Here is a 21946-nt window from a genome sequence, read left to right as displayed (position 1 = left end):
AGGGCGCCCCGTCGGACATGGGGCGCCCTCATCGTCGTAAAACCAGCCGTCAGCTCTTTTTCGCCGACTCGGGCTCGTCTTCCTTGACGTCTTCCGTCGCTTCCGCGGCGTCGTCCTCAGCCTCGGCCTTCGGCTCCTCCTCCGATGCCGCTGCACTGTCACCGTCGGTTTCACCGCCGGAGGCATCGGCCGGTGCGTCCGTGTCCGGTTCGACGACCTCTTCGCGGCCCGGGCGCTTCTTCGCCGAGATCACGAAGTAGAGGACCGCGAGCAGGAAGACGATCATCGCGGTCCAGTCGTTCAACCGCAGGCCCAGGAAGTGGTGGGCGTCATCGACGCGCATGTACTCGATCCAGCCGCGGCCGACGCAGTACGAGGCGACGTACAGCGCGAACGCCCGGCCGTGGCCCAGCTTGAAGCGGCGGTCGGCCCAGATGACGAGGAAGCCGACGCCGACGCACCACAGGGACTCGTACAGGAAGGTCGGGTGGTAGTAGCCGGGGACGCGGCCGTCCGTCGAGGACGTGATGTGCAGCGCCCAGGGGAGATGCGTCTCGCGGCCGTACAGCTCCTGGTTGAACCAGTTGCCCCAGCGGCCGATGGCCTGGGCGAAGGCGATGCCGGGGGCCAGCGCGTCGGCCCAGGCGGGCAGCGGGATGCCACGGCGGCGGCAGCCGATCCACGCGCCCACCGCGCCGAGCGCGATCGCGCCCCAGATGCCGAGGCCGCCCTGCCACACCTTGAAGGCGTCCACCCAGTCGCGGCCCTCGCTGAAGTACAGCTCGTAGTCCGTGATCACGTGGTACAGGCGGCCGCCGACGAGGCCGAACGGCACGGCCCAGACAGCGATGTCGGCCACCGTCCCGACCTTGCCGCCGCGGGCGACCCAGCGTTTGTTGCCGAGCCAGACGGCGACGAAGACGCCGATGATGATGCAGAACGCGTAACCGCGCAGCGGAATGGGGCCGAGGTGGATGACCCCGCGCGACGGGCTGGGAATGTAGGCAATGGTTTCCATGGCAGGGTTGACGCTACCGTGCCGGACCGCGACCTCGGCAAGCGGCCCGGCTACGGCTCCATAACGGGCCGGTATGAAAACCGGCCCGCCCGCTTACCCCTCGCTACCCCTTGTTCGCCGCCTGGACCAGCTGCTTCAGCTTCGCCGGGGTCATCGTCTGGTCCGCGTAGATGTTCTTGCCGTCGAAGAGGACGGTCGGGGTGCCGGTGAATCCGCCGGCCTGGAACGCGGCGGCGGACTTCAGGACCCAGCTGTCGTGCGTACCGCTGTTGACGCACTTCTGGAAGGCGGGCGTGTCGAGGCCCTTCACCTTGCCCGCCAGCTCGATCAGCTTGGCGTTGCTGGAGTAGGCGTCGTCCGTCTCCTTGGGCTGGTTCTCGTACAGCACGTCGTGGTAGTCGCGGAACTTTCCGGCGTCCTGGGCGCAGGCCGCCGCGTTGGCCGCGCGCTTGGAGCCGGTGCCGCCGAGGTTGCCGTCGATGATCGTGACCAGGTGGTACTGCACCTTGAGCTGCCCGGAGTCGGTCAGCTCGTGGATCGTCGAGCGGTACGCCGTCTCGAAGGCCTGGCAGGCCGGGCAGCGGAAGTCCTCCCACACCGTGAGCGTCGGCTTGGCGCTGTCCTTGCCGACCTGGATCGCCAGGCTGTCCTTGCCGGTCGCCCCCGAGGGTGCCACCAGGGGGCCCGCGCTGCTGCTGCCGCTGTCGTCCTTGCCGTGGTTCGCGGCGAGGACGCCGATCACCGTCGCCAGACCCAGCACGCAGACGACGCTGGCGGCCACGATCAGCGTGCGCCGCCGCCTCTCCGCGGTCTTCTGCTTCTCACGCTCGACCGCCAGCCGCTCGCGGGCGGTGCGCTTTCCGTCACGGTTCTTCTCGCTCACACCCCGCAGAACGAACCGGGGAGGCGCAGCGCGCCTCCCCGGTCCCAGGTCCACCCATACGAGGGACCAGGTGTTCTGTTATGCCGGTTGCTCCGTGACGCCCGGCGCTCTGTTACGCCTGTCCGCGCACGCCCTTCGCCAGCTCGCCCGCGAGTGCGCGGACCGCCTCGACGCCGGCCGCGTCGTCCGGCGCGTCCAGCATCCCCTTGACGAAGGCCGAGCCGACGATCACGCCGTCCGCGAAGCGGGCCACCTCGGCGGCCTGCCGGGCGTTCGAGACACCGAGTCCGACGCACACGGGCGTGTCGGTGGTGGCCCGGGTGCGTTCGACGAGGTCCTGCGCCTGCGCGCCGACCGACGCGCGGGTGCCGGTGACGCCCATGAGGGAGGCGGCGTAGACGAAGCCGGTGCCGACCTTGGTGATCTCGGCGAGGCGGGCGTCCTTGCTGCTGGGCGCGACCACGAAGACCGTGGCGAGCCCGTGCTTCTCGGCGTGCTCCCTCCACAGCCCCGCCTCCTGGACGGGCAGGTCGGGCAGGATGCACCCGGCGCCGCCCGCCTCGGCCAGCTCGGCGGTGAAGCGCTCGACGCCGTAGCGGTCGATGGGGTTCCAGTACGTCATGACGAGTACGGGCTTGCCGGTCGCCGTGTGCGCCTCGCGGACCGTGCGCATCACGTCCGCGATCTTGACGCCGCCGCGCAGGGCGATGTCGTCGGCGGTCTGGATGACGGGACCGTCGAGGACGGGGTCGCTGTGCGGGAGGCCCACCTCGACGATGTCCGCGCCGCCGTCGAAGGCCGCCTTGATCGCCTCGATGCCGCCGTCCACGGTCGGGAAGCCGGCCGGGAGGTAGGCGATGAGCGCGGCCCGTCCCTCGGCCTTCGCGGCGGCGAGGGTGTCGCTCAACAGCCGGATGTTGCCGCTCACTTGGCGTCCCCCTCGATCTCCGCGACGTCGGCCGCGTTGGCCGCGACTTCGGCATCGGTGTCGTACAGGCCGAAGTACCGCGCGGCCGTGTCCATGTCCTTGTCGCCGCGCCCGGACAGGTTGACGACGATCAGCCCGTCCTTGCCCAGCTCCCTGCCGACCTCCAGCGCGCCCGCCAAGGCGTGGGCACTCTCAATCGCCGGGATGATGCCCTCCGTACGCGACAGCAGGCGCAGGGCCTGCATGGCCGCGTCGTCGGTGACCGCGCGGTACTCGCCGCGACCGCTGTCCTTGAGGTAGGAGTGCTCGGGGCCGATGCCGGGATAGTCCAGTCCGGCCGAGATCGAGTACGGCTCGGTGATCTGGCCCTCCTCGTCCTGAAGGACGTAGGACCGCGAACCGTGCAGGATGCCGGGCTCGCCCGCGGTGAGGGTGGCCGCGTGCTCGCCCGTCTCGACGCCGTGTCCGGCGGGCTCGCAGCCGATGAGGCGTACGTCCGCGTCCGGGATGAAGGCGTGGAAGAGGCCGATGGCGTTCGAGCCGCCGCCGACGCACGCGATGGCCGCGTCGGGGAGGCGTCCGGCGCGCTCCAGGATCTGGCGGCGGGCCTCGACGCCGATCACGCGGTGGAAGTCGCGGACCATGGCGGGGAAGGGGTGCGGGCCCGCGACCGTGCCGAAGAGGTAGTGCGTGCGGTCGACGTTGGCGACCCAGTCGCGGAACGCCTCGTTGATCGCGTCCTTGAGGGTGCGGCTGCCGGACTTCACGGCGATGACCTCGGCGCCGAGCATGCGCATCCGGGCCACGTTCAGCGCTTGGCGTTGGGTGTCGATCTCGCCCATGTAGATGGTGCATTCGAGGCCGAACAGGGCGCAGGCGGTGGCGGTCGCGACGCCGTGCTGGCCGGCGCCGGTCTCCGCGATGACCCTGGTCTTGCCCATGCGCTTGGTGAGCAGGGCCTGACCGAGGACGTTGTTGATCTTGTGCGAACCGGTGTGGTTCAGGTCCTCGCGCTTGAGGAAGATCCTCGCGCCGCCCGCGTGCTCCGCGAAGCGGGGCACCTCGGTGAACGCGCTTGGCCTGCCGGTGTAGTTGAGGAGGAGGTCGTCCAACTCACGGGCGAACTCGGGGTCGTGCTTGGCCTTGTCGTACTCGACGGCTACCTCGTCCACGGCGGCGACGAGGGCCTCCGGGATGAACTTGCCGCCGAACGCGCCGAAGTAGCCCTCGGGGCTGGGGATTTGGCCGTCGGGGTCTGGGATGAAGAACTCGCTGGGCATGCGGAAACCTCACGGTGAGTGTGTGGGAAGACACTGAGCGCCGTGGGGCGGGGGGTTGTTAGTTGGCTGCGGGCCGGCCGTGGCTGGTCGCGCCCGCGCGGCGGTAGCCGCAAATCAAATACAGCCCCGCGCCCCTAAAGGCCTCGTGCCATCGCATGCCGTTCACTTGCCCCGGCTCGTCTCCGATGACATACCGCACCCTGCGGCCGTGCACCCGGCGTGCGGGCGCACGACAACCACGAGGACGGCAGCCGCGCGCCAAGCGGGCGTACCGATCCGTGGGTGTCAGGGTGAGAGTCATCGGAGCGAAGCCTAGCGGGTGATCAGCCGCGGCCGTGGCGGAGTGCGGGGTGTTCGCCCGCCGCCACCAGATCCGAGACCGCCGACTTCGGGTCGCGGCCGGTGACCAGGGACTCGCCGACGAGGACCGCGTCGGCGCCGGCGTTGGCGTAGGCGATGAGGTCGTGGGGGCCGCGGACGCCGGACTCGGCGATCTTGACGATGTGGGCCGGGATCTCGGGGGCGACGCGCTCGAAGGTGCCGCGGTCGACCTCGAGGGTCTTGAGGTTGCGGGCGTTGACGCCGATGATCTTCGCGCCGGCGTCGACCGCGCGGTCGACCTCGTCCTCGTCGTGGACCTCGACGATCGGCGTGAGGCCGATCGACTCGGCGCGCTCGATGAGGGACTCCAGGGCGGGCTGGTCCAGGGCCGCGACGATCAGCAGGGCGAGGTCGGCGCCGTAGGCCCGGGCCTCCCAGAGCTGGTACGACGTGACGATGAAGTCCTTGCGCAGAACCGGGATGTCCACCCGCGCGCGGACGGCCTCCAGGTCGGCCAGGGAGCCGCCGAAGCGGCGCTGTTCGGTGAGGACGGAGATGACGGCGGCGCCGCCCGCCTCGTAGTCCGCGGCGAGGCCCGCCGGGTCGGCGATCGCGGCCAGGGCCCCCTTGGAGGGACTGGAGCGCTTGACCTCGCAGATGACCTTGACGCCGTCGCCGCGCAGCGCGGCGACACCGTCCTTGGCAGCGGGAGCCTTCGCCGCGCGCTCCTTGAGCTCGTCGAGGCTGACGCGCGCCTGCCGTTCCGCCAGGTCGGCACGGACTCCGTCGATGATCTCGTCGAGCACACTCACGCGAGCGGCCCCCTTCCGGACGGTGGAAAAGCCATGGTCACATCTGACCTCGATGGTATCCGGAGGAAGGCGTAGGCCTCGCATCCGGTTGACGCCGGTCCCACTACCTGGACATGTGCCGGTTGATCAAGGATGTAGCCAGCCACCGAACGGCAGGTTCCGGACAACCGTGAAGACCAGCACCAACGCGCCCAGACCCCACAGCTGGACCCGGCCGAGTTCGATCCGCGCGGGCCGGCCGCGCGCCGCACGGACCACCCAGACGGTCCATACGACCGTGAAGGCCAGATAGCCCACTACGGCGATCGCGTTGTCCTGGAGCGCCGCCAGGAAGTCGCCGTGGATGAACTCGTGCGCGCTGCGCAGGCCACCGCAGCCGGGGCAGTACAGGCCGGTGAAGCGGTACAGGGGGCAGACGGGGTAGTGGCCCGGCTGATTCGGGTCGACCGCGCCGACGTAGGCGAAGGATCCGGCCACGGCCGCGAGGACGGCGGCGGGTACGGCGACGCGGTTCATCAGCACGGAGGCGGAACCGGGGGCGCGTGTCTTCGGCACGCTCTGGCTGTCGGCGTTCACGTCTCGCATTGTGCCCCCTGGCCCTTTCGTGCGGCACGCGCGCGTGAGGGGCGGTTCCCGGTGCCGGTGCACCAGGGCCGCCCCTCCACGAAGTGGTGGCTGACAGCCACGTCTCAGCTGTCGGCGTGCGCCGTCTTGCCGAGCAGCTCGGTCAGGTCCTGGGGACGGTCCTTGGGCATGCCCATTCCCATCGCGCTCATGACCCAGCCGACGATGCCGCCGACGACCGCGATGCCCATTCCGGCCCAGAAGCCGGCCGGCTGCGCCATCACCATGAAGGCGCCCGCGACCAGGAACCCGATGAAGACGATGGTCGTACCGGTCCAGGCGGCCAAAGTGTGACCGTGGCTGTTGCCCGCCATGACGTGCTCCTCGTTGCTGTGTACGTGTGTGAGCAGACGCTCACGCTTCATTGTTCCGCACGCGTGCGTGTGCAGTGCTTCGGGGTGGTCCCGCGCGCCGCGCGCTGAGTCGGCCCGGAGATGGCAGCTGCGGTTCGGCAGCGCCCTGTAAGGGGCGCGGGGAACTGCGCGACCAGCCACGACGGCGCCGCAGCCAACCGACGGCCCGGCGCGTCGCCTGCTCTCCCAGCGGAGCGCTTACGCGCCGGTGGGGTCCTCACCCCGGTCCAGGGCCTTCCAGATGTCCTCGGGGCGATCGGGGTCGACCACAGGGGCGCGGCGGGCCCGGGGGGCGCCGTTGCGTTCGTAGCGCCCGGACATAGCGGGCCAGCGCCGGCCGTAGAGGAGGGCGAGCAGACCGGCCAGCAGGATCAGACCGCCACCTACCGCAGCCACGTACGGCCACGCGGTGTGGTCGAAGGCGTGCACGACGGACGAGGTGTCGCCGGAGGCCTGCGCGGCCTTGTCGTCCAGCGCGGAGCTGTCGGTGGCGCCGAGGAGCGCCGCGGCGACGATGCCCGCGCCGGAGAGCGCGAGGAGGGCGGAGACCGCGAAGCGGCCCGTCCTGCGGACCGCGAAGACGGCGACGAGGGCGGCGAGGCCCACTATGGCGAGCGCCGCGGGCACGCCCGTGACGTCGCTGCCCTTGGCGGACAGCGGAAACGCGTCGCCGGCCACCGTCGCGGTCCCCATCGACCAGCGCTGACGGGTGGCCAGCAGGGCCACGGCCGCGCCGAGCGCACCGCTCAGCAGGGCCACGGCGAGGCTGCGGCGGCCGGCACGCGCGGGGCCTTCGCCTTCGGAACGGGGGTGAGGAACAGCAGCAGTCACGAGGTCCACTATCGCTCCAACCCCGGGCGAACCGTCACCCGGGGTTCATATGACCCTCGTCCTATTGCCCGAGCCGGTTCGCCGTGTGCACGGCGCGGAGGACCGCCGCCGCCTTGTTGCGGCACTCCTGGTCCTCCATCTCGGGGTCCGAGTCGGCGACGATGCCGGCGCCCGCCTGGACGTAGGCGGTGCCGTCGCGGAGCAGGGCCGTACGGATGGCGATGGCGGTGTCGGAGTCGCCCGCGAAGTCGAGGTAGCCGACGCAGCCGCCGTACAACCCCCTTCTGGACGGCTCCAGTTCGTCGATGATCTGCATCGCGCGGGGCTTGGGCGCGCCCGAGAGGGTGCCGGCGGGGAAGCAGGCCGTGAGGACGTCGAAGGCGGTACGGCCGGGAGCCACGCGGCCGGTCACCGTCGAGACGATGTGCATCACGTGGGAGTACCGCTCGACGGACATGAAGTCGACGACCTCGACCGAGCCGGGCTCGCAGACCCTGCCCAAATCGTTACGCCCGAGGTCGACCAGCATGAGGTGCTCGGCGCGTTCCTTGGGGTCGGCGAGGAGTTCGTCGGCGAGGGCCTGGTCCTCCTGCGGGGTCGCGCCGCGGTGCCGGGTGCCGGCGATCGGGTGGACCATCGCGCGGCCGTCCTCGACCTTGACCAGGGCTTCGGGAGACGAGCCCACGACGTCGAAGCCGTCGAAGCGGAACAGGTACATGTACGGCGACGGGTTGGTCGCCCTCAGCACCCGGTACACGTCCAACGCGCTTGCCGTGCACGGTGTTTCGAAGCGCTGGGAGGGGACGACCTGGAAGGCCTCGCCCGCGCGGATGCGCTCCTTGATGTCCTCGACGGCCTCCTTGAAGTCGGGGCCGCCCCACAGCGCGGTGTACTCGGGGAGCTCGGAGGGCGGGAGCTGGGCGGGCGGCTGGGCCACCGCGCGGGAGAGGTCCGCCTCCATGGCGTCGAGGCGGGCGATCGCGTCCGCGTGGGCCTCGTCGACGCCGGTGTCGAGGTCGTTGTGGTTGATCGCGTTGGCGATCAGCAGGACCGAGCCCTCCCAGTGGTCCATCACGGCGAGGTCGCTGGTGAGGAGCATGGTCAGCTCGGGGAGTTTCAGGTCGTCGCGCTCGCCGGGGCCGATCTTCTCCAGGCGGCGGACGATGTCGTAGCCGAGATAGCCGACCATGCCGCCGGTGAAGGGCGGCAGGCCCTCCTGGTGGGGGGTGTGCAGGGTCTCGATGGTGGCGCGCAGGGCGGCCAGGGGGTCGCCGTCGGCCGGGACGCCGACGGGCGGGGTGCCGAGCCAGTGGGCCTGGCCGTCGCGGGCGGTGAGGGTGGCGGCGCTGCGGACGCCCACGAACGAATAGCGGGACCAGGAGCGGCCGTTCTCCGCGGACTCCAGGAGGAAGGTGCCGGGGCGCTCCGCGGCCAGTTTGCGGTAGAGCGCGACCGGGGTGTCGCCGTCGGCGAGGAGCTTGCGGGTGACCGGAATGACGCGACGGTCGGTGGCCAGCTTGCGGAACGTCTCGAGGTCCATGGCGGCTGACCCTACTGATCCGAGGCGGGGGTGCTGGAATCAGCACCTTCTTCAAGAAGGCCTTCGTTGAGGTCTTCTTCGAGGTCTTCCTTGAGAAGCACGTCCGCGTCGAAGCAGGTGCGGTCGCCGGTGTGGCAGGCGGCGCCGACCTGGTCGACCTTCACGAGGACCGTGTCGGCGTCGCAGTCCAGGGCGACGGACCTGACGTGCTGGAAGTGGCCGGACGTGTCGCCCTTGACCCAGTACTCCTGGCGGCTGCGGGACCAGTACGTGCAGCGGCCCGTCGTCAGGGTGCGATGCAGCGCCTCGTCGTCCATCCAGCCGAGCATGAGCACCTCACCGGTGTCGTACTGCTGGGCGATCGCGGGGACGAGCCCGTCGGCGCTGCGCTTGAGGCGGGCGGCGATTTCGGGATCGAGGCTGCTGGGTGGGGGCGTGCTGGTCATGGGGCCATTGTGCCGCGCTCCACTGACAGTCCTGGCCGGGCGTCCACTGTGCGGACCCCGTGCACGGTCGTAGGCTGACGGTATGTCGACCTTCGCGAAGCGTGAACGACTTCTGCTCGCCGATCTCCTGGAGACCGCGGGCCCGGACGCCCCGACTCTCTGCGAGGGGTGGCGGACCCGTGATCTCGCCGCGCACGTGGTGGTGCGCGAGCGCCGCGCCGACGCCGCCGGCGGCATCATGATCAAGCAGCTCGCGCCGCGGCTGGAGCGGGTGATGACGGAGTTCGCGGCGAAGCCGTACGACGAGCTGATCCAGCTGATCCGTACGGGCCCGCCGCGCTTCTCGCCGTTCCAGCTCAAGCAGCTCGACGAGGCCTCCAACACGGTCGAGTTCTACGTCCACACGGAGGACGTACGGCGGGCGCAGCCGGAGTGGACGCCGCGCGAGCTGGACCCGGTGTTCCAGGACGCCCTGTGGTCGCGGCTCGAGCGCATGGCCCGGCTGATGGGCCGCAGCGCGCCGACCGGGCTGGTGCTGCGCCGCCCGGACGGCCAGACGGCGGTCGCCCACAAGGGGGCGCCGGTCGTGACGGTGACCGGTGAGCCCTCGGAGCTGCTGCTGTTCGCGCACGGGCGGCAGAGCGTGGCCAAGGTGGCGCTGGACGGCGACGAGAACGCGATCGCCAAGCTCCAGGAGGCCAAGCAGCTGGGGATCTGAGCCCCGCGGTTGCCAACAGGCCGGGTCAACCGGGCAGTTCGGCCCGCCGCAGCTCGCGGACGCACAGCGCGATGGCCCCGCCGAGACCGCAGACCACCGCGCTGACCACGAACACCGGGCCCGTGCCCCAGGCACCGATCGCCGCGGCCGACAGCGGCATGCTCAGCGGGGCGAAGCCGAGGCTGACCAGGCTGGACACGGCGGTGACCCGGCCGAGGTAGGCGGGGTCGGCCTGGGTCTGCAGCAGGGCCCCGCACATCGCGCCGCTGAGGCCGGCGAGCAGCCCGATGAGCAGGGCGACGCCGACCGCCCCGAGGACGCTCGGGACGAAGGCGAGGGCGCCGATGGCCACGGAGCCCGCGAGGCACGCCCAGCCGACGACGTGCCCGGCGTGCGGGAGCCGTCCCCGCACGGCCAGCAGCAGTGCCGCGGCCCCGGCGCCCGTCCCGAAGCCGGAGAGCACCCAGCCCATGCCCGACGCGCCCCACCCGCGCTCGTCCGCGAGCAGGGTCAGGCCCACGTTGAGCGGGCCCACGAAACCGAGGTCGCCGAGCGCGATGGCCAGCATCAGCGGGGCGAGGACGCGGTGGCCGCGGATGTAGCGGAGGCCGGCCCGAAGATCGTCGAGCGGGCTGGTCGCGCGGGCGTGGGCTGGGTGCTCTCCGGCTTCGGGGTCGACGGCGCCGACGACTCCTGCGCCGGGAGCCGTGCCACGACCGCCCGCGCCATCGCCCGCATCGGCGGTCCCGCCACGCGTGCAGGTCTCGTCGTCGGCGGGCAGTTCCCGTATCCGTACGGAGATCAGCAACGGCACCGACACCGCGATCAGGAGCCCGGCGAACGCGAACGCCGTCGCCGCGCCGCCGATCGCGACGCCCAGGCCGCCGAGCGGGGCGCCGACGATGCTCGCGAAGCGGATGCCGATTCCCCGCATGCCCTGCACGCGCGCGAGCTGGTCGCGGCTCGTCACGCGCGCGGGGAGTGCGCCCACCGCCGGCATGAACACCGCGTCGACCGTCCCGAACACCACGGCGAGCAGTGCCAGCGGCCACAGCCCCGGGCACGTCAGGAACAGCAGCGCGGCCACCGCCAGCACCGCCGCGCAGCGCACCGCGTCACTCCCGATGACGACCCTGCGCGGCCCGAACCGGTCGGCGACCACTCCCCCGCCCAGCATCAACAGAGCACGCGGCACGGCACTGACCGCCATCACGGCACCGGCCTGCGCGGGCGAGCCCTGCTGTACGGCCGCCCAGGACAGGGCGATGTAGTACACGCTGTCGCCGACCATCGAGGACGTGTAGGCCGCGAGCCAGCGCAGGACGTTGGGGTCGCGATGGGCGGGTCCATGGGTGACTGTGCCGGGGGTTATGAGGGTGCCGGTCACGGGAGATCGTCCTCTCAGGTGCGGAACGGGAAGCCGTACAGGTGGATGGCGACGTTCTCGCGGCCCTGGGTGTCACCCGCCGCTTCGGCGGCCCGCCCCCTGGCCTGGTACTTGTTGATCAGGGTGTCCAACTCGCCCTGGAGTCCAGCGAGTTCGGACGCGTTCAGACGCGGGAGGTACTCGCCCTCGAAGCCGGCTGAGCGCCACTCGTCGCTCCACGACTCGGACTCGTCGAGGTGGCGCCGGTAGAGGTCGACGCGCTGCTCCAGCAGGATCCGGGTGAGCGCGCCCTGGGCCGCGAGCTTCTCGGGGGCGTCCTTGACGTCCTCGTGCCGCACGGTCAGGCCCTCCGAGACCGGCCGCCACCAGCGCTCCCGGCCGTCCTCGCCCTGCCGCTCGGCCTCCTCGATGAGTCCGTGCTCGGCGAGCTTGCGCAGGTGGTAACTGACCAGCGACACGGCCTCGTCGACCTGGTCGGCCAGCTGCGAGGCGGTCGCGGTGCGGGCCACGTGCAGTGCCCGGTACAGCTTGATGCGCAGCGGGTGCGCGAACGCCTTGAGCGTCCCCAGATCGGTGATGGCACGGGTCTCTTTCGAGGTCATGCACCCCACGCTAGATGCGAAAGAAACGTTGCGCAACATATTTTGCGCAACTTCTCTTTCGCATCTCCCCACAAGTAAGCCCCGACCACCAGGCAGCCGGGGCTTACAACACATCTCAGAGGATCACCGCACCGGGTGACCCGCTTCCCGCAGCGCCTGCTTCACTTCCCCGATCCGCAGATCCCCGAAGTGGAAGACCGAAGCCGCCAGCACCGCATCCGCCCCCGCCGCCACCGCCGGCGGAAAGTCCGCGAGCTTGCCCGCGCCCCCGGAGGCGATGACCGGCACGGTCACGTGCTTGCGTACGGCCGCGATCATCTCCAGGTCGTAGCCGTCCTTCGTACCGTCCGCGTCCATCGAGTTGAGCAGGATCTCCCCCGCCCCCAACTCGGCCGCCCGGTGCGCCCATTCGACGGCGTCGATGCCGGTGCCCTGGCGACCGCCGTGGGTGGTCACCTCGAACGAACCCGACTCCGTACGCCGCGCGTCCACCGACAGGACCAGCACCTGCCGGCCGAACCGCTCCGCGATCTCCCGGATCAGCTCGGGGCGCGTGATCGCCGCCGTGTTGACGCCGACCTTGTCCGCGCCCGCCCGCAGCAGCTTGTCCACGTCCTCGGCCGTGCGGACGCCGCCGCCGACCGTGAGCGGGATGAAGACCTGCTCGGCGGTGCGGCGGACCACGTCGTACGTCGTCTCGCGGTTGCCGGAGGAGGCGGTGATGTCCAGGAAGGTCAACTCGTCGGCGCCCTCGGCGTCGTAGACCTTGGCCATCTCGACGGGGTCGCCCGCGTCGCGCAGGTTCTGGAAGTTGACGCCCTTGACGACCCGGCCGTTGTCCACGTCCAGGCAGGGGATGACTCGTACGGCGAGGGTCATGCGGACCCCCCGGCTTCCCCGGATTCCCCGGCTTCCCCGCCGGAGCGGTACGCCTCCACCTCGACCTCGACGACCAGGCTCGGGTCGACGAAGCCGGAGACGATGATCATCGAGGCAGCGGGGCGGATCGCGTCGAACAGCTCCTTGTGTGCGCGGCCCACGTCCTCGACGTCTCGGGCGTGGGTGATGTACATACGGGTGCGCACCACATCGGCGGGGCCGAGACCCAGTTGCTCCAGCGCCGAGAACGCGACGTTGAACGCGTTGACCGTCTGCTCGTAGGGACCGCCCCCGGCGATCTCGCCGTCCACTATCGACGTGCACCCGGAGACCAGCACCAGGCCGTTCGGCAGCTCCACCGCGCGGGAGTAGCCGAAGGCGTCCTCCCAGGGGGCGCCGGTCGCGACGCGTCGTAGCTCGGTCACCGGGCCACCGCCTCCAAGGCCTCTTCCAGGGTGAACGCCTTCGCGTACAGGGCCTTCCCGACGATGGAGCCCTCGACACCGAGGGGTACCAGCTCGGAGATGGCGCGGAGGTCGTCGAGCGACGACACGCCGCCGGAGGCCACGACCGGGCGGTCGGTCGCCGCGCAGACGTTGCGCAGCAGCTCCAGGTTGGGGCCCTGGAGGGTGCCGTCCTTGGCGATGTCGGTGACGACGTACCGGGCGCAACCCTCGGAGTTGAGGCGGTCCAGCGTCTCGTAGAGGTCGCCGCCGTCACGGGTCCAGCCACGTCCGCGCAGGGTCGTACCGCGTACGTCGAGGCCGACCGCGATCTTGTCGCCGTGCTCGGCGATCACCTTGGCGACCCACTCCGGGGTCTCCAGCGCGGCGGTGCCGAGGTTCACCCTGGTGCAGCCGGTGGCGAGGGCGGCGGCGAGGGTGTCGTCGTCGCGGATGCCGCCGGACAGCTCGACCTTGATGTCCATGGCGCCGGCGACCTCGGCGATGAGCTTGCGGTTGTCGCCGGTGCCGAAGGCGGCGTCCAGGTCGACGAGATGCAGCCACTCGGCGCCGGAGCTCTGCCAGGCGAGGGCGGCCTCCAGGGGGGAGCCGTAGGAGGTCTCGGTCCCGGACTCGCCGTGCACCAGGCGGACGGCCTGGCCGTCGCGGACGTCCACGGCGGGGAGGAGTTCGAGCTTCGAAGGCATCAGAGGGTTCCGATCCAGTTGTTCAGCAGCTGCGCTCCGGCGTCGCCGGACTTCTCGGGGTGGAACTGGGTGGCCCACAGGGCGCCGTTCTCCACGGCGGCCACGAAGGGCTTGCCGTGGGTCGACCAGGTCACCAGGGGGGCGCGCATCGCCGGGTTCACGACTTCGAGGGACCAGTCGTGGACGGCGTAGGAGTGCACGAAGTAGAAGCGCGCGTCCGCGTCGAGGCCCGCGAAGAGCTGGGAGCCCGCCGGGGTGTCCACGGTGTTCCAGCCCATGTGGGGCACGATCTCGGCCTGGAGCGGCTCGACCGAGCCGGGCCACTCGTCCAGGCCCTCGGTCTCGACGCCGTGCTCGATGCCGCGCGCGAACAGGATCTGCATGCCGACGCAGATGCCCATCACCGGGCGCCCGCCGGCCAGTCGACGCCCGACGATCCAGTCGCCGCGCGCCTCCTTGAGGCCCTGCATGCAGGCGGCGAAGGCGCCGACGCCGGGCACCAGCAGGCCGTCCGCGTTCATGGCCTTGTCGTAGTCACGCGTTATCTCGACCTCGGCACCCGTGCGCGCGAGGGCACGCTCGGCGGAACGGACGTTCCCGAAGCCGTAGTCGAAGACCACGACCTTCTTGGAGGCATTCCCTGCGCTCAACTCCACACCGCCAACCGCATGACCCCCGCGACCAGACACATCGCCGCGCCGATGGAAACCAACACGATGAGCTGACGCGGCATCTTCTGCTTGACGAAGGAGTAGACCCCGCCGAGGAGGAAGAGTCCGACGACGATCAGGAGGCTGGAGAGGCCGGTCACAGCGCGCCCTTCGTGGAGGGGAGGATGCCGGCCGCGCGCGGGTCGCGCTCGGAGGCGTAGCGCAGGGCGCGGGCGAGGGCTTTGAACTGGCACTCCACGATGTGGTGCGCGTTGCGCCCGTACGGCACGTGCACGTGCAGCGCGATCTGGGCCTGCGCGACGAAGGACTCCAGGATGTGCCGGGTCATCGTCGTGTCGTACTCGCCGATCATCGGCGCCATGTTCTCGGGCTCGGTGTGCACGAGGTACGGGCGGCCGGAGAGGTCGACGGTCACCTGGGCGAGGGACTCGTCCAGCGGGACCGTGCAGTTGCCGAAGCGGTAGATCCCTACCTTGTCGCCGAGCGCCTGCTTGAAGGCGGCGCCGAGCGCGAGGGCGGTGTCCTCGATGGTGTGGTGCGAGTCGATGTGCAGATCGCCCTCGGTCTTCACGGTGAGGTCGAACAGACCGTGCCGGCCGAGCTGGTCGAGCATGTGGTCGTAGAAGCCGACCCCTGTCGACACGTCGACCTTGCCGGCGCCGTCGAGATCGATCTCGACGACGACCGAGGTCTCCTTGGTCACCCGCTCCACACGTCCTACGCGGTTCATGCGTTCTGCTCCTTCATCAACTCACGGACCGCGTCGAGGAACGCGTCGTTCTCTTCGGGGGTTCCGGCGGAGACCCGCAGCCACCCCGGGATGCCGTTGTCCCGGACCAGGACGCCCTGGTCGAGGATCTTCTGCCAGGCGGTGTGCGAGTCCGCGAACCGCCCGAACTGCACGAAGTTCGCGTCGGACTCGACGACTTCACACCCGAGGGCCCTCAACTCGCCCACCAGCCGGTCCCGTTCGGACTTCAGCTGCTCGACATACCCCAGCAGTGTGTCGGTGTGCTCCAGGGCGGCCAGCGCGGTCGCCTGGGTCACGGCCGACAAGTGGTAGGGCAGCCGTACGAGTTGGACGGCGTCGACGACGGCCGGGTGCGCGGCGAGATAGCCGAGGCGGAGCCCAGCGGCCCCGAAGGCCTTCGACATCGTCCGCGAGACGACGAGATTCGGCCGACCTTCGAGCAGCGGCAGCAGCGAGTCGCCGTGGCTGAACTCGATGTACGCCTCGTCGACGATCACCATCGACGGCTTGGCGGCCTGCGCGGCCTCGTACAGCGCGAGGACCGTCTCGGGCGGAACGGCGTTGCCCGTGGGGTTGTTGGGGGTCGTGACGAACACGACGTCGGGCCGGTTCTCCGCGATCCACCGCTCGGCGGCCGGGAGGTCGATCGTGAAGTCCTCGTTGCGGGGACCCGCGATCCAGCCCGTCCCCGTGCCGCGCGCGATGAGCGCGTGCATCGAGTACGACGGCTCGAAGCCGATCGCCGTACGGCCGGGCCCGCCGAAGGTCTGGAGCAGTTGCTGGATGACCTCGTTCGAGCCGTTGGCCGCCCACACGTTCTCGACGCCGACCCGGTAACTCCCGGTCTTCGTCAGGTAGTTGGCCAGCTCGGTGCGCAGCTCTACGGCGTCCCGGTCCGGGTAGCGGTTGAGATCGCGGGCGGCTTCACGAACCCGCTCGGCGATGCGCTCGACCAGCGCCTCGGGCAGCGGGTAGGGGTTCTCGTTGGTGTTCAGCCGTACGGGGACGTCCAACTGGGGCGCGCCGTAAGGGGACTTGCCGCGCAGCTCGTCCCGTACGGGAAGATCGTCGATTCCGAAGCTCACTTGCCGGGCACCTTCCAACCGAACCTGGCCTTGACCGCCGCGCCGTGCGCGGGCAGGTCCTCCGCCTCCGCCAGCGTGACCACGTGATGCGCCACGTCGGCCAGCGCGTCCTTCGTGTAGTCGACGATGTGGATGCCGCGCAGGAAGGACTGCACGGAGAGCCCGGAGGAGTGGCAGGCGCAACCCCCGGTCGGCAGCACGTGGTTGGAGCCGGCCGCGTAGTCGCCCAACGACACGGGCGCCCAGGGTCCGACGAAGATCGCGCCCGCGTTCCGCACCCGGTCGGCCACGGCAGCCGCGTCCGCCGTCTGGATCTCCAGGTGCTCGGCGCCGTACGCGTCGACGACCCGCAGGCCCTCGTCGATGCCGTCGACGAGGACGATCGCGGACTGCCTGCCCGCCAGCGCCGGGGCGATCCGGTCCTCGATGTGCTTGGTGGCCGCGACCTGCGGTTCGAGTTCCTTCTCGACGGCGTCCGCGAGCGGCACGGAGTCCGTGACCAGGACGGCGGCGGCGAGCGGGTCGTGTTCGGCCTGGCTGATCAGGTCGGCGGCGACGTGCACCGGGTCGGCGGTGTCGTCCGCGAGGATCGCGATCTCGGTGGGACCGGCCTCGGTGTCGATGCCGATCTTGCCCGCGAAGTAGCGCTTGGCCGCGGCGACCCAGATGTTGCCGGGGCCCATGACCATGTTCGTGGGGGCACACGACTCGGTGCCGTACGCGAACATCGCGACGGCGGTCGCGCCACCGGCCGCGTACACCTCGTCGACGCCGAGCAGCGCGCAGGCGGCGAGGATCGTCGGGTGCGGCAGACCGTCGAAGTCGGCCTGCGCCGGGGAGGCGAGGGCGATCGACTCGACACCCGCCTCCTGCGCCGGAACGACGTTCATGACCACGGTCGACGGGTACACGGACCGCCCGCCGGGCGCGTACAGCCCCACCCGGTCCACCGGCACCCACTTCTCGGTGACCGTGCCGCCGGGCACGACCTGGGTGGTGTGCGTCGTACGGCGCTGCTCGCGGTGGACGAGCCGGGCGCGCCGGATGGACTCCTCCAGGGCCGCGCGCACCTCCGGGTCGAGCTGCTCCAGCGCGTCGCTGAGCGCCTGCGCCGAAACCCGTACCGATTCCAGCCGCACGCCGTCGAACTTCTCGGCGAAGTCGATCAGCGCCGCGTCGCCCCGATGATGCACGGCCTCGCAGATCGGACGCACCTTCTCCAGGGCGGCCGAGACGTCGAAGTCGGCTCGGGGCAGCAGGTCGCGCAGGGCGGGTCCCTCGGGGAGGGCGTCGCCGCGCAGATCGATTCGGGAGATCACGGGGCCAATTCTCTCAGACTGAGATCGGGCACCGTTCGCGTGTATCAATGGCTGATACAGAACGTGGCCGGAACCCGGAAGATCAGGGGGTGTGGGGGGTGTCCCCCCACAAAGCACAGTACGTCTAGTGTTCCGGGCGTCACGGAGCGGGCATGAACAGCTGTGCGAAACCCGTGAGTAGTCGAGAGGGATGAAAGAGCAGTGACCGAGGGTGCCGGCCTCCGCGCGGGGGATGTGCCGGACGATGCGACCGCCGCCGAGGCCGGCATGTGGCAGGCCTTCCGCAACGGCAGCGTGTACGACCTGAGCAGCGGCGACAGTGTCGTCGACGATCCGCACGGCGGACATCCGTGGGGCCCGGAGCGGACCGTACGGGCGCGGTTCGTGTGCTGGCTGCTCCTCGACGGACCGCCCGCCCTCTCCGGCCGGGTGGCCTCCCTGAAACTCACCGGCGTGCAGATCAGCGGCGTCCTGGACCTGGCGGGCGGCACCGTCACGCCGTACGTCGAGCTGAAGGGCTGCCGTTTCGAGCGGGAGGTGCTGCTGCCGGAGGCCCGCTTCCAGACCGTACGGCTGGTGGACTGCTCGGTGCCGCGGCTGGAGGCGGCGCGGGTACATACGGAGGGTGACCTGCATCTGCCGCGCTGCCGATTCCACAACGGTGTCCGGCTGACCGACGCGCACATCGGCACCGACCTGCTGCTGAACCAGGCGATCGTCTACCGGGACCGCACCGGGCGTTCGATCGCCGCCGACGGCATGACCGTGGGACAGGATCTGCAGGCCGAACTCCTCGAATCACACGGCGAGTTGAGCCTGCGCAGCGCCAAGGTCGGGGTCTCGCTGAGTCTGCGCGGGGCCCGGCTGGCGAACCCGTACAGCCGACTCGCCCTGAACGCGCCCCAGTTGACCGTGGGGCGCACCCTGTACCTCACCCCGGCGGGCGTCGGCGGTCCCTGGCTGAGCGGCACAACTCCCGCGCGCGGGACCCGGATTCAGCGTTTCTCGTGCCAGGGCGGGATGCGGCTGGACGACGGGCGGTTCGGGGACGCGGTGGATCTGGAGCGGGCCCGGTTCACGTTCACGGACGACCAGGAGCTGTCGCTGCTGCGCATCCAGGCGCCGGAGTTGCGCTTCCTCGGGGAGCGGCCGCAGCGCGGGAAGGTGGTGCTGTCGGGGGCGCGAGTGGTCAACCTCATTGACCGGGCGAGCAGTTGGCCGGGTCCTGGCAACCTGCACATGGGCGGCTTCGCGTACGAGAACCTCGTACCGCAGGGCCCGTTCCCGCTGGACGACCGCCTCGACTGGGTGGCCGCGGCGACCCCCGAGTACGCCCCGGAGCCGTACGAGCGGCTCGCGACCGTGCTGCGCAACGCCGGTGAGGACGAGGACGCGCGCGAGGTGCTGCTCGCCAAGCAGCGGCGGCGCCGGGAGAGCCTGCCGATCGCGGCCAAGGTGTGGGGGGTCGTGCAGGACTGGACGGTCGCCTACGGGTACCGGCCGGGCCGGGCCGCCGTATGGATGGCGGTGCTGTGGGCGGCGAGCTCGCTGGCCTTCGCGCACGCCGACCACGCGCCGGTGAACGGGAACGGGCATCCGCCGTGGAGCCCCGCCCTGTTCGCGCTGGACCTGCTGCTGCCGGTGATCGACCTGGGGCAGGCGGGCCAGTGGCAGCTGCACGGCGGCTGGCAGTGGCTGTCGGTGGCGCTGATCCTGCTGGGGTGGATCCTGGCGACGACGGTCGCGGCGGGCGCCACACGGCTGCTCAGACGCGGCTAGAGGGCCCCTCGGAAGCCCGCGCGCACAGCACTCGAACAGTTGAGCAACAGTCACCTTTTACCTGGGCTTGACCGAAGCGCGTACAACTTTCAGCCGGGTGGTCAAACGGTCTGGCGTACTCCGGATCGGCGGTCTTTCAATGGTCGACACCATGGCTCTGCTGCGCGCGTTCATCCGCACCGCCCGGATGGCAAGGAACACCTCGCGGCTCGCCGCCGGGCTGCCGGCCGACGACGAGGTCCTCCTCGACGCGCCCGACGACCGGCTCGGCCCCGCACTGGTCGCGGCCGGGCGCGGCGAGTACGGACCCGCCGCCGAACTGCTGGCCACCACCCGCGCCGCCGCCGAGTGGGAGGACCGCGACCGCCACACACGCCGGCTCGCCGCGTTCGCCCGCAGCCGCCCCGAGTGGCTGGACGACTGGTGCGCGGCCGCCCCGCGGAACCCGGACGCGCTCCTCCTCACGGCACAGCTGGCGATGGACCGCGGCTGGGAGTCGCCGGCCCGCGCCGAACTGCTCCGCGAGCTGAGCCCACTGATCACGGCGGCGGCCGAGGCCGAACCGCGCGACCCGGTGCCGTGGCGGATCGCGCTGGACCGGGCGCGGGGCACGAACGCCGGGCACGCCGAGTTCGAACGGCTGTGGGGCGAGGCGATCCGCCGCTCCCCGCACCACTACGGCTGCCATGTGGCCGCCCTCCAGTACCTGTCGGCGGCCTGCTGCGCACAGTGGGGCGACACGCCCCACACCGCCCGCTGCTCCCACCGCGAGTGCTTCGACTTCGCCGAACCGGCCGCACAGGACGCCCTCCCGGGCTCACTCGTCCAGGCCCTGCCGGTACGCGCGGCCTTCGCGTGCCTGACCGACGGCTGCGCTCCTACGGTCCCCCGCGCCCGCCTGGACGCGGCGGCCGACCTGGCGATCGCCCTCTCGGCCACGTACGCGGCGGCCGACCCGTGGCCCGCCGAGGTCCGCAACCTCCTGACCTACGTCCTCATCCGCCTGGAACGATGGACGGACGCGCTGGACCAGCTCCGCCTGATCGGCCCGTACGCCACGTCGTTCCCCTGGGACCGGATCTCGGACGACCCGCTGGGCCAGTTCCTCGAAATCCGGGACGGCGTACGCATAGCGGTGGCCTCGGACGTCCCCCTCGGCGGCCCCGTTCCCCCCGCCCTGCGGGCGATTCCGACCCAGCCGTGGGCGTTCGAGGACGCACCCGGGTATCCACGGAGTGAGCACGACGGACGTGCCCGCTCCGGCGACCATTAGGCTTTTGCGCCGTGACCACCGTCCGGCTGCCGCTCTTCCCCCTGAACTCTGTTCTGTTCCCGGGGCTCGTGCTTCCTCTGAACATTTTCGAGGAGCGCTATCGCGCCATGATGCGCGATCTGCTCAAGACCCCTGAGGAGGAATCGCGCCGATTCGCCGTCGTGGCCATCCGCGACGGCCACGAGGTGGCATCGACCGCCCCGGGCATGCCCGACCAGACGGCCGTGCCCGAACGCGGCCCCACGGCAGGCTTCGGCCCCGACCCGCTCAAGGCCTTCCACTCGGTGGGCTGCATCGCCGACGCGGCAACGATCCGCGAGCGCGCCGACGGCACCTTCGAGGTACTGGCGACGGGCACGACCCGCATGCGCCTGCTCTCCGTGGACGCCTCGGGCCCGTTCCTGACGGCCGAACTGGAGGAGCTGCCCGAGGAGAAGGGCGACGAGGCGGGCGCGCTGGCTGAGGGCGTGCTACGCGCGTTCCGCCAGTACCAGAAGCGCCTGGCGGGCGCCCGCGAACGCACCCTGTCCACGGGCGAGGCCGAGCTCCCCGACGAGCCGGCCGTGGTCTCGTACCTGGTCGCGGCGGCGATGATGCTGGACACGGCGACCAAACAACGCCTCCTCCAGGCCCCCGACACCGCCTCCCGCCTGCGCGACGAACTGAAACTCCTTCGCTCCGAGACGGCCATCATCCGTAACCTGCCGTCCCTACCGGCATCGGACCTGACCCGGGGCCCGACAAGCCTGAACTGAGGCGGAAGTTCCCTGATGGCCAAGAAGCAGAAACAGCAGCAGTCGGGCGGCACCCCGGCGACGGTCGCCCTGACGACCGCGGGGGTGCCGTACGAACTCCACGCCTACGACCACGACCCGTCCCACCCCTCCTACGGCGAGGAGGCGGCCGAGGCGATGGGCGTCTCCCCGGAGCGGGTCTTCAAAACCCTGCTGGCGGACGTGGACGGCGCCCTGACGGTCGCGGTCGTCCCGGTGGCAGGCCAACTGGACCTCAAGGCCCTCGCATCGGCGGTGGGCGGCAAACGCGCCACGATGGCCGACCCGACCCTCGCCGAACGCACCACGGGCTACGTCCGAGGCGGCATCTCCCCCCTGGGCCAACGCAAAAAACTCCGCACGGTCCTGGACGCCTCGGCCACCACCCACCCCACGATCTGCGTCTCGGCCGGCCGCCGCGGCCTGGAGGTGGAGCTCTCCCCCGATGACCTGAAAACCCTCACGAACGCGGTACTGGCTACCATCGGCCGTGCGTAGCCTCTCGACGCCGCGCCTGTCCTCG

The 21946-nt window shown here is 71.0% G+C and carries 26 protein-coding genes; 5 read left to right on the top strand and 21 right to left on the bottom strand.

Annotated elements, in window-relative coordinates; all coding sequences use genetic code 11:
- Window positions 1–49 precede the first annotated feature (49 nt).
- The 11 genes from lgt to hisI all read right to left on the bottom strand — a co-directional run bounded on the left by lgt (window position 50) and on the right by hisI (window position 9036).
- Window positions 50–1018, bottom strand: coding sequence for a prolipoprotein diacylglyceryl transferase (lgt, locus tag OG504_RS38560; RefSeq protein ID WP_405993939.1), 969 nt, complete (start codon window positions 1016–1018; stop codon window positions 50–52).
- A 103-nt stretch (window positions 1019–1121) separates the two neighbouring features.
- Window positions 1122–1901 carry a DsbA family protein gene (locus OG504_RS38555; RefSeq protein WP_405993938.1) on the bottom strand — a complete coding sequence of 260 codons (780 nt, stop codon included), beginning with the start codon at window positions 1899–1901 and terminating at the stop codon, window positions 1122–1124.
- Window positions 1902–2013: 112 nt separating this feature from the next.
- Window positions 2014–2829, bottom strand: a complete 816-nt coding sequence (gene trpA / locus OG504_RS38550; RefSeq protein WP_405993937.1) for a tryptophan synthase subunit alpha — start codon at window positions 2827–2829, stop codon at window positions 2014–2016.
- Window positions 2826–4109 (bottom strand): tryptophan synthase subunit beta, encoded by a 1284-nt coding sequence (trpB, locus tag OG504_RS38545; protein WP_405993936.1) that lies wholly within the window; start codon window positions 4107–4109, stop codon window positions 2826–2828. The genes trpA and trpB overlap by 4 nt, the downstream gene beginning before the upstream one ends.
- A gap of 58 nt (window positions 4110–4167) precedes the next feature.
- Complete coding sequence (gene trpM, locus OG504_RS38540; protein WP_405993935.1) at window positions 4168–4410, bottom strand: tryptophan biosynthesis modulator TrpM; 243 nt, start codon at window positions 4408–4410, stop codon at window positions 4168–4170.
- Window positions 4411–4432: 22 nt separating this feature from the next.
- Entirely contained in the window at window positions 4433–5242 is an 810-nt protein-coding gene (gene trpC / locus OG504_RS38535; protein ID WP_352183724.1) for an indole-3-glycerol phosphate synthase TrpC, read from the bottom strand.
- A 126-nt stretch (window positions 5243–5368) separates the two neighbouring features.
- Entirely contained in the window at window positions 5369–5827 is a 459-nt protein-coding gene (locus tag OG504_RS38530) for a DUF2752 domain-containing protein (protein ID WP_405993934.1), read from the bottom strand.
- A 104-nt stretch (window positions 5828–5931) separates the two neighbouring features.
- Window positions 5932–6180: an HGxxPAAW family protein gene (locus OG504_RS38525; protein ID WP_365307686.1), complete on the bottom strand. Its 249-nt coding sequence runs from the start codon at window positions 6178–6180 to the stop codon at window positions 5932–5934.
- A 237-nt stretch (window positions 6181–6417) separates the two neighbouring features.
- Window positions 6418–7059, bottom strand: a complete 642-nt coding sequence (locus OG504_RS38520) for a TIGR02234 family membrane protein (protein ID WP_405993933.1) — start codon at window positions 7057–7059, stop codon at window positions 6418–6420.
- Between the two features lie 52 nt (window positions 7060–7111).
- On the bottom strand, window positions 7112–8590 hold the full coding sequence (locus tag OG504_RS38515) for an anthranilate synthase component I (RefSeq protein ID WP_318015746.1): 1479 nt from the start codon (window positions 8588–8590) through the stop codon (window positions 7112–7114).
- Between the two features lie 11 nt (window positions 8591–8601).
- Window positions 8602–9036: a phosphoribosyl-AMP cyclohydrolase gene (gene hisI / locus OG504_RS38510; protein ID WP_405993932.1), complete on the bottom strand. Its 435-nt coding sequence runs from the start codon at window positions 9034–9036 to the stop codon at window positions 8602–8604.
- Between the two features lie 82 nt (window positions 9037–9118).
- On the opposite strand from hisI, the gene OG504_RS38505 reads away from it, so the two are divergent.
- A complete protein-coding gene (locus OG504_RS38505; RefSeq protein ID WP_405993931.1) occupies window positions 9119–9754 on the top strand; it encodes a TIGR03085 family metal-binding protein in 636 nt (211 codons plus the stop codon).
- 25 nt (window positions 9755–9779) lie between these two features.
- Here OG504_RS38505 and OG504_RS38500 read toward each other — a convergent pair whose 3' ends face one another.
- The 10 genes from OG504_RS38500 to hisD all read right to left on the bottom strand — a co-directional run bounded on the left by OG504_RS38500 (window position 9780) and on the right by hisD (window position 17598).
- Window positions 9780–11141, bottom strand: a complete 1362-nt coding sequence (locus tag OG504_RS38500) for an MFS transporter (RefSeq protein ID WP_405993930.1) — start codon at window positions 11139–11141, stop codon at window positions 9780–9782.
- Window positions 11142–11155: 14 nt separating this feature from the next.
- A complete protein-coding gene (locus tag OG504_RS38495; RefSeq protein WP_405993929.1) occupies window positions 11156–11743 on the bottom strand; it encodes an ArsR/SmtB family transcription factor in 588 nt (195 codons plus the stop codon).
- A gap of 123 nt (window positions 11744–11866) precedes the next feature.
- Window positions 11867–12622: an imidazole glycerol phosphate synthase subunit HisF gene (gene hisF / locus OG504_RS38490; protein WP_405993928.1), complete on the bottom strand. Its 756-nt coding sequence runs from the start codon at window positions 12620–12622 to the stop codon at window positions 11867–11869.
- Window positions 12619–13047 carry a RidA family protein gene (locus OG504_RS38485; RefSeq protein ID WP_405993927.1) on the bottom strand — a complete coding sequence of 143 codons (429 nt, stop codon included), beginning with the start codon at window positions 13045–13047 and terminating at the stop codon, window positions 12619–12621. The genes hisF and OG504_RS38485 overlap by 4 nt, the downstream gene beginning before the upstream one ends.
- Window positions 13044–13772 (bottom strand): bifunctional 1-(5-phosphoribosyl)-5-((5-phosphoribosylamino)methylideneamino)imidazole-4-carboxamide isomerase/phosphoribosylanthranilate isomerase PriA, encoded by a 729-nt coding sequence (gene priA, locus OG504_RS38480; protein WP_328683917.1) that lies wholly within the window; start codon window positions 13770–13772, stop codon window positions 13044–13046. Before priA ends, OG504_RS38485 begins: the two co-directional genes overlap by 4 nt.
- On the bottom strand, window positions 13772–14422 hold the full coding sequence (gene hisH / locus OG504_RS38475) for an imidazole glycerol phosphate synthase subunit HisH (protein ID WP_405993926.1): 651 nt from the start codon (window positions 14420–14422) through the stop codon (window positions 13772–13774). The genes priA and hisH overlap by 1 nt, the downstream gene beginning before the upstream one ends.
- Complete coding sequence (locus OG504_RS38470; RefSeq protein ID WP_327404766.1) at window positions 14419–14583, bottom strand: hypothetical protein; 165 nt, start codon at window positions 14581–14583, stop codon at window positions 14419–14421. The genes hisH and OG504_RS38470 overlap by 4 nt, the downstream gene beginning before the upstream one ends.
- A complete protein-coding gene (gene hisB, locus OG504_RS38465) occupies window positions 14580–15173 on the bottom strand; it encodes an imidazoleglycerol-phosphate dehydratase HisB (RefSeq protein ID WP_033284488.1) in 594 nt (197 codons plus the stop codon). The genes OG504_RS38470 and hisB overlap by 4 nt, the downstream gene beginning before the upstream one ends.
- Window positions 15170–16279, bottom strand: coding sequence for a histidinol-phosphate transaminase (locus tag OG504_RS38460; RefSeq protein WP_405993925.1), 1110 nt, complete (start codon window positions 16277–16279; stop codon window positions 15170–15172). The genes hisB and OG504_RS38460 overlap by 4 nt, the downstream gene beginning before the upstream one ends.
- Window positions 16276–17598: a histidinol dehydrogenase gene (gene hisD / locus OG504_RS38455; RefSeq protein WP_405993924.1), complete on the bottom strand. Its 1323-nt coding sequence runs from the start codon at window positions 17596–17598 to the stop codon at window positions 16276–16278. Before hisD ends, OG504_RS38460 begins: the two co-directional genes overlap by 4 nt.
- Before the next feature lie 201 nt (window positions 17599–17799).
- Between hisD and OG504_RS38450 the strand changes: the two genes are divergently transcribed.
- The 4 genes from OG504_RS38450 (at window position 17800) to ybaK (ending at window position 21921) form a co-directional block, all read left to right on the top strand.
- Window positions 17800–19377, top strand: coding sequence for an oxidoreductase (locus OG504_RS38450; RefSeq protein ID WP_405993923.1), 1578 nt, complete (start codon window positions 17800–17802; stop codon window positions 19375–19377).
- 139 nt (window positions 19378–19516) lie between these two features.
- A complete protein-coding gene (locus OG504_RS38445; protein ID WP_405993922.1) occupies window positions 19517–20650 on the top strand; it encodes a hypothetical protein in 1134 nt (377 codons plus the stop codon).
- 11 nt (window positions 20651–20661) lie between these two features.
- Window positions 20662–21405, top strand: coding sequence for an LON peptidase substrate-binding domain-containing protein (locus OG504_RS38440; protein WP_405993921.1), 744 nt, complete (start codon window positions 20662–20664; stop codon window positions 21403–21405).
- Between the two features lie 15 nt (window positions 21406–21420).
- On the top strand, window positions 21421–21921 hold the full coding sequence (gene ybaK, locus OG504_RS38435; protein WP_405993920.1) for a Cys-tRNA(Pro) deacylase: 501 nt from the start codon (window positions 21421–21423) through the stop codon (window positions 21919–21921).
- Window positions 21922–21946: the final 25 nt, after the last annotated feature.

This window comes from Streptomyces sp. NBC_00986 (genome assembly GCF_045162565.1).
GTDB lineage: Bacteria > Actinomycetota > Actinomycetes > Streptomycetales > Streptomycetaceae > Streptomyces.
This window is presented reverse-complemented; position numbering and strand designations above follow the sequence as displayed.

Bases quoted from the DNA above. Each gene is read 5' to 3' on its own strand.
- OG504_RS38445 (WP_405993922.1), top strand. From the start codon at position 19,517: ATGGTCGACACCATGGCTCTGCTGCGCGCGTTCATCCGCACCGCCCGG.
- trpM (WP_405993935.1), bottom strand. From the start codon at position 4,410: ATGACTCTCACCCTGACACCCACGGATCGGTACGCCCGCTTGGCGCGC.
- OG504_RS38525 (WP_365307686.1), bottom strand. From the start codon at position 6,180: ATGGCGGGCAACAGCCACGGTCACACTTTGGCCGCCTGGACCGGTACG.
- hisB (WP_033284488.1), bottom strand. From the start codon at position 15,173: ATGAACCGCGTAGGACGTGTGGAGCGGGTGACCAAGGAGACCTCGGTC.
- OG504_RS38505 (WP_405993931.1), top strand. From the start codon at position 9,119: ATGTCGACCTTCGCGAAGCGTGAACGACTTCTGCTCGCCGATCTCCTG.
- OG504_RS38530 (WP_405993934.1), bottom strand. From the start codon at position 5,827: ATGCGAGACGTGAACGCCGACAGCCAGAGCGTGCCGAAGACACGCGCC.
- OG504_RS38515 (WP_318015746.1), bottom strand. From the start codon at position 8,590: ATGGACCTCGAGACGTTCCGCAAGCTGGCCACCGACCGTCGCGTCATT.
- trpB (WP_405993936.1), bottom strand. From the start codon at position 4,109: ATGCCCAGCGAGTTCTTCATCCCAGACCCCGACGGCCAAATCCCCAGC.
- priA (WP_328683917.1), bottom strand. From the start codon at position 13,772: ATGCCTTCGAAGCTCGAACTCCTCCCCGCCGTGGACGTCCGCGACGGC.
- hisI (WP_405993932.1), bottom strand. From the start codon at position 9,036: ATGACCAGCACGCCCCCACCCAGCAGCCTCGATCCCGAAATCGCCGCC.
- OG504_RS38495 (WP_405993929.1), bottom strand. From the start codon at position 11,743: ATGACCTCGAAAGAGACCCGTGCCATCACCGATCTGGGGACGCTCAAG.
- lgt (WP_405993939.1), bottom strand. From the start codon at position 1,018: ATGGAAACCATTGCCTACATTCCCAGCCCGTCGCGCGGGGTCATCCAC.
- ybaK (WP_405993920.1), top strand. From the start codon at position 21,421: ATGGCCAAGAAGCAGAAACAGCAGCAGTCGGGCGGCACCCCGGCGACG.
- hisF (WP_405993928.1), bottom strand. From the start codon at position 12,622: ATGACCCTCGCCGTACGAGTCATCCCCTGCCTGGACGTGGACAACGGC.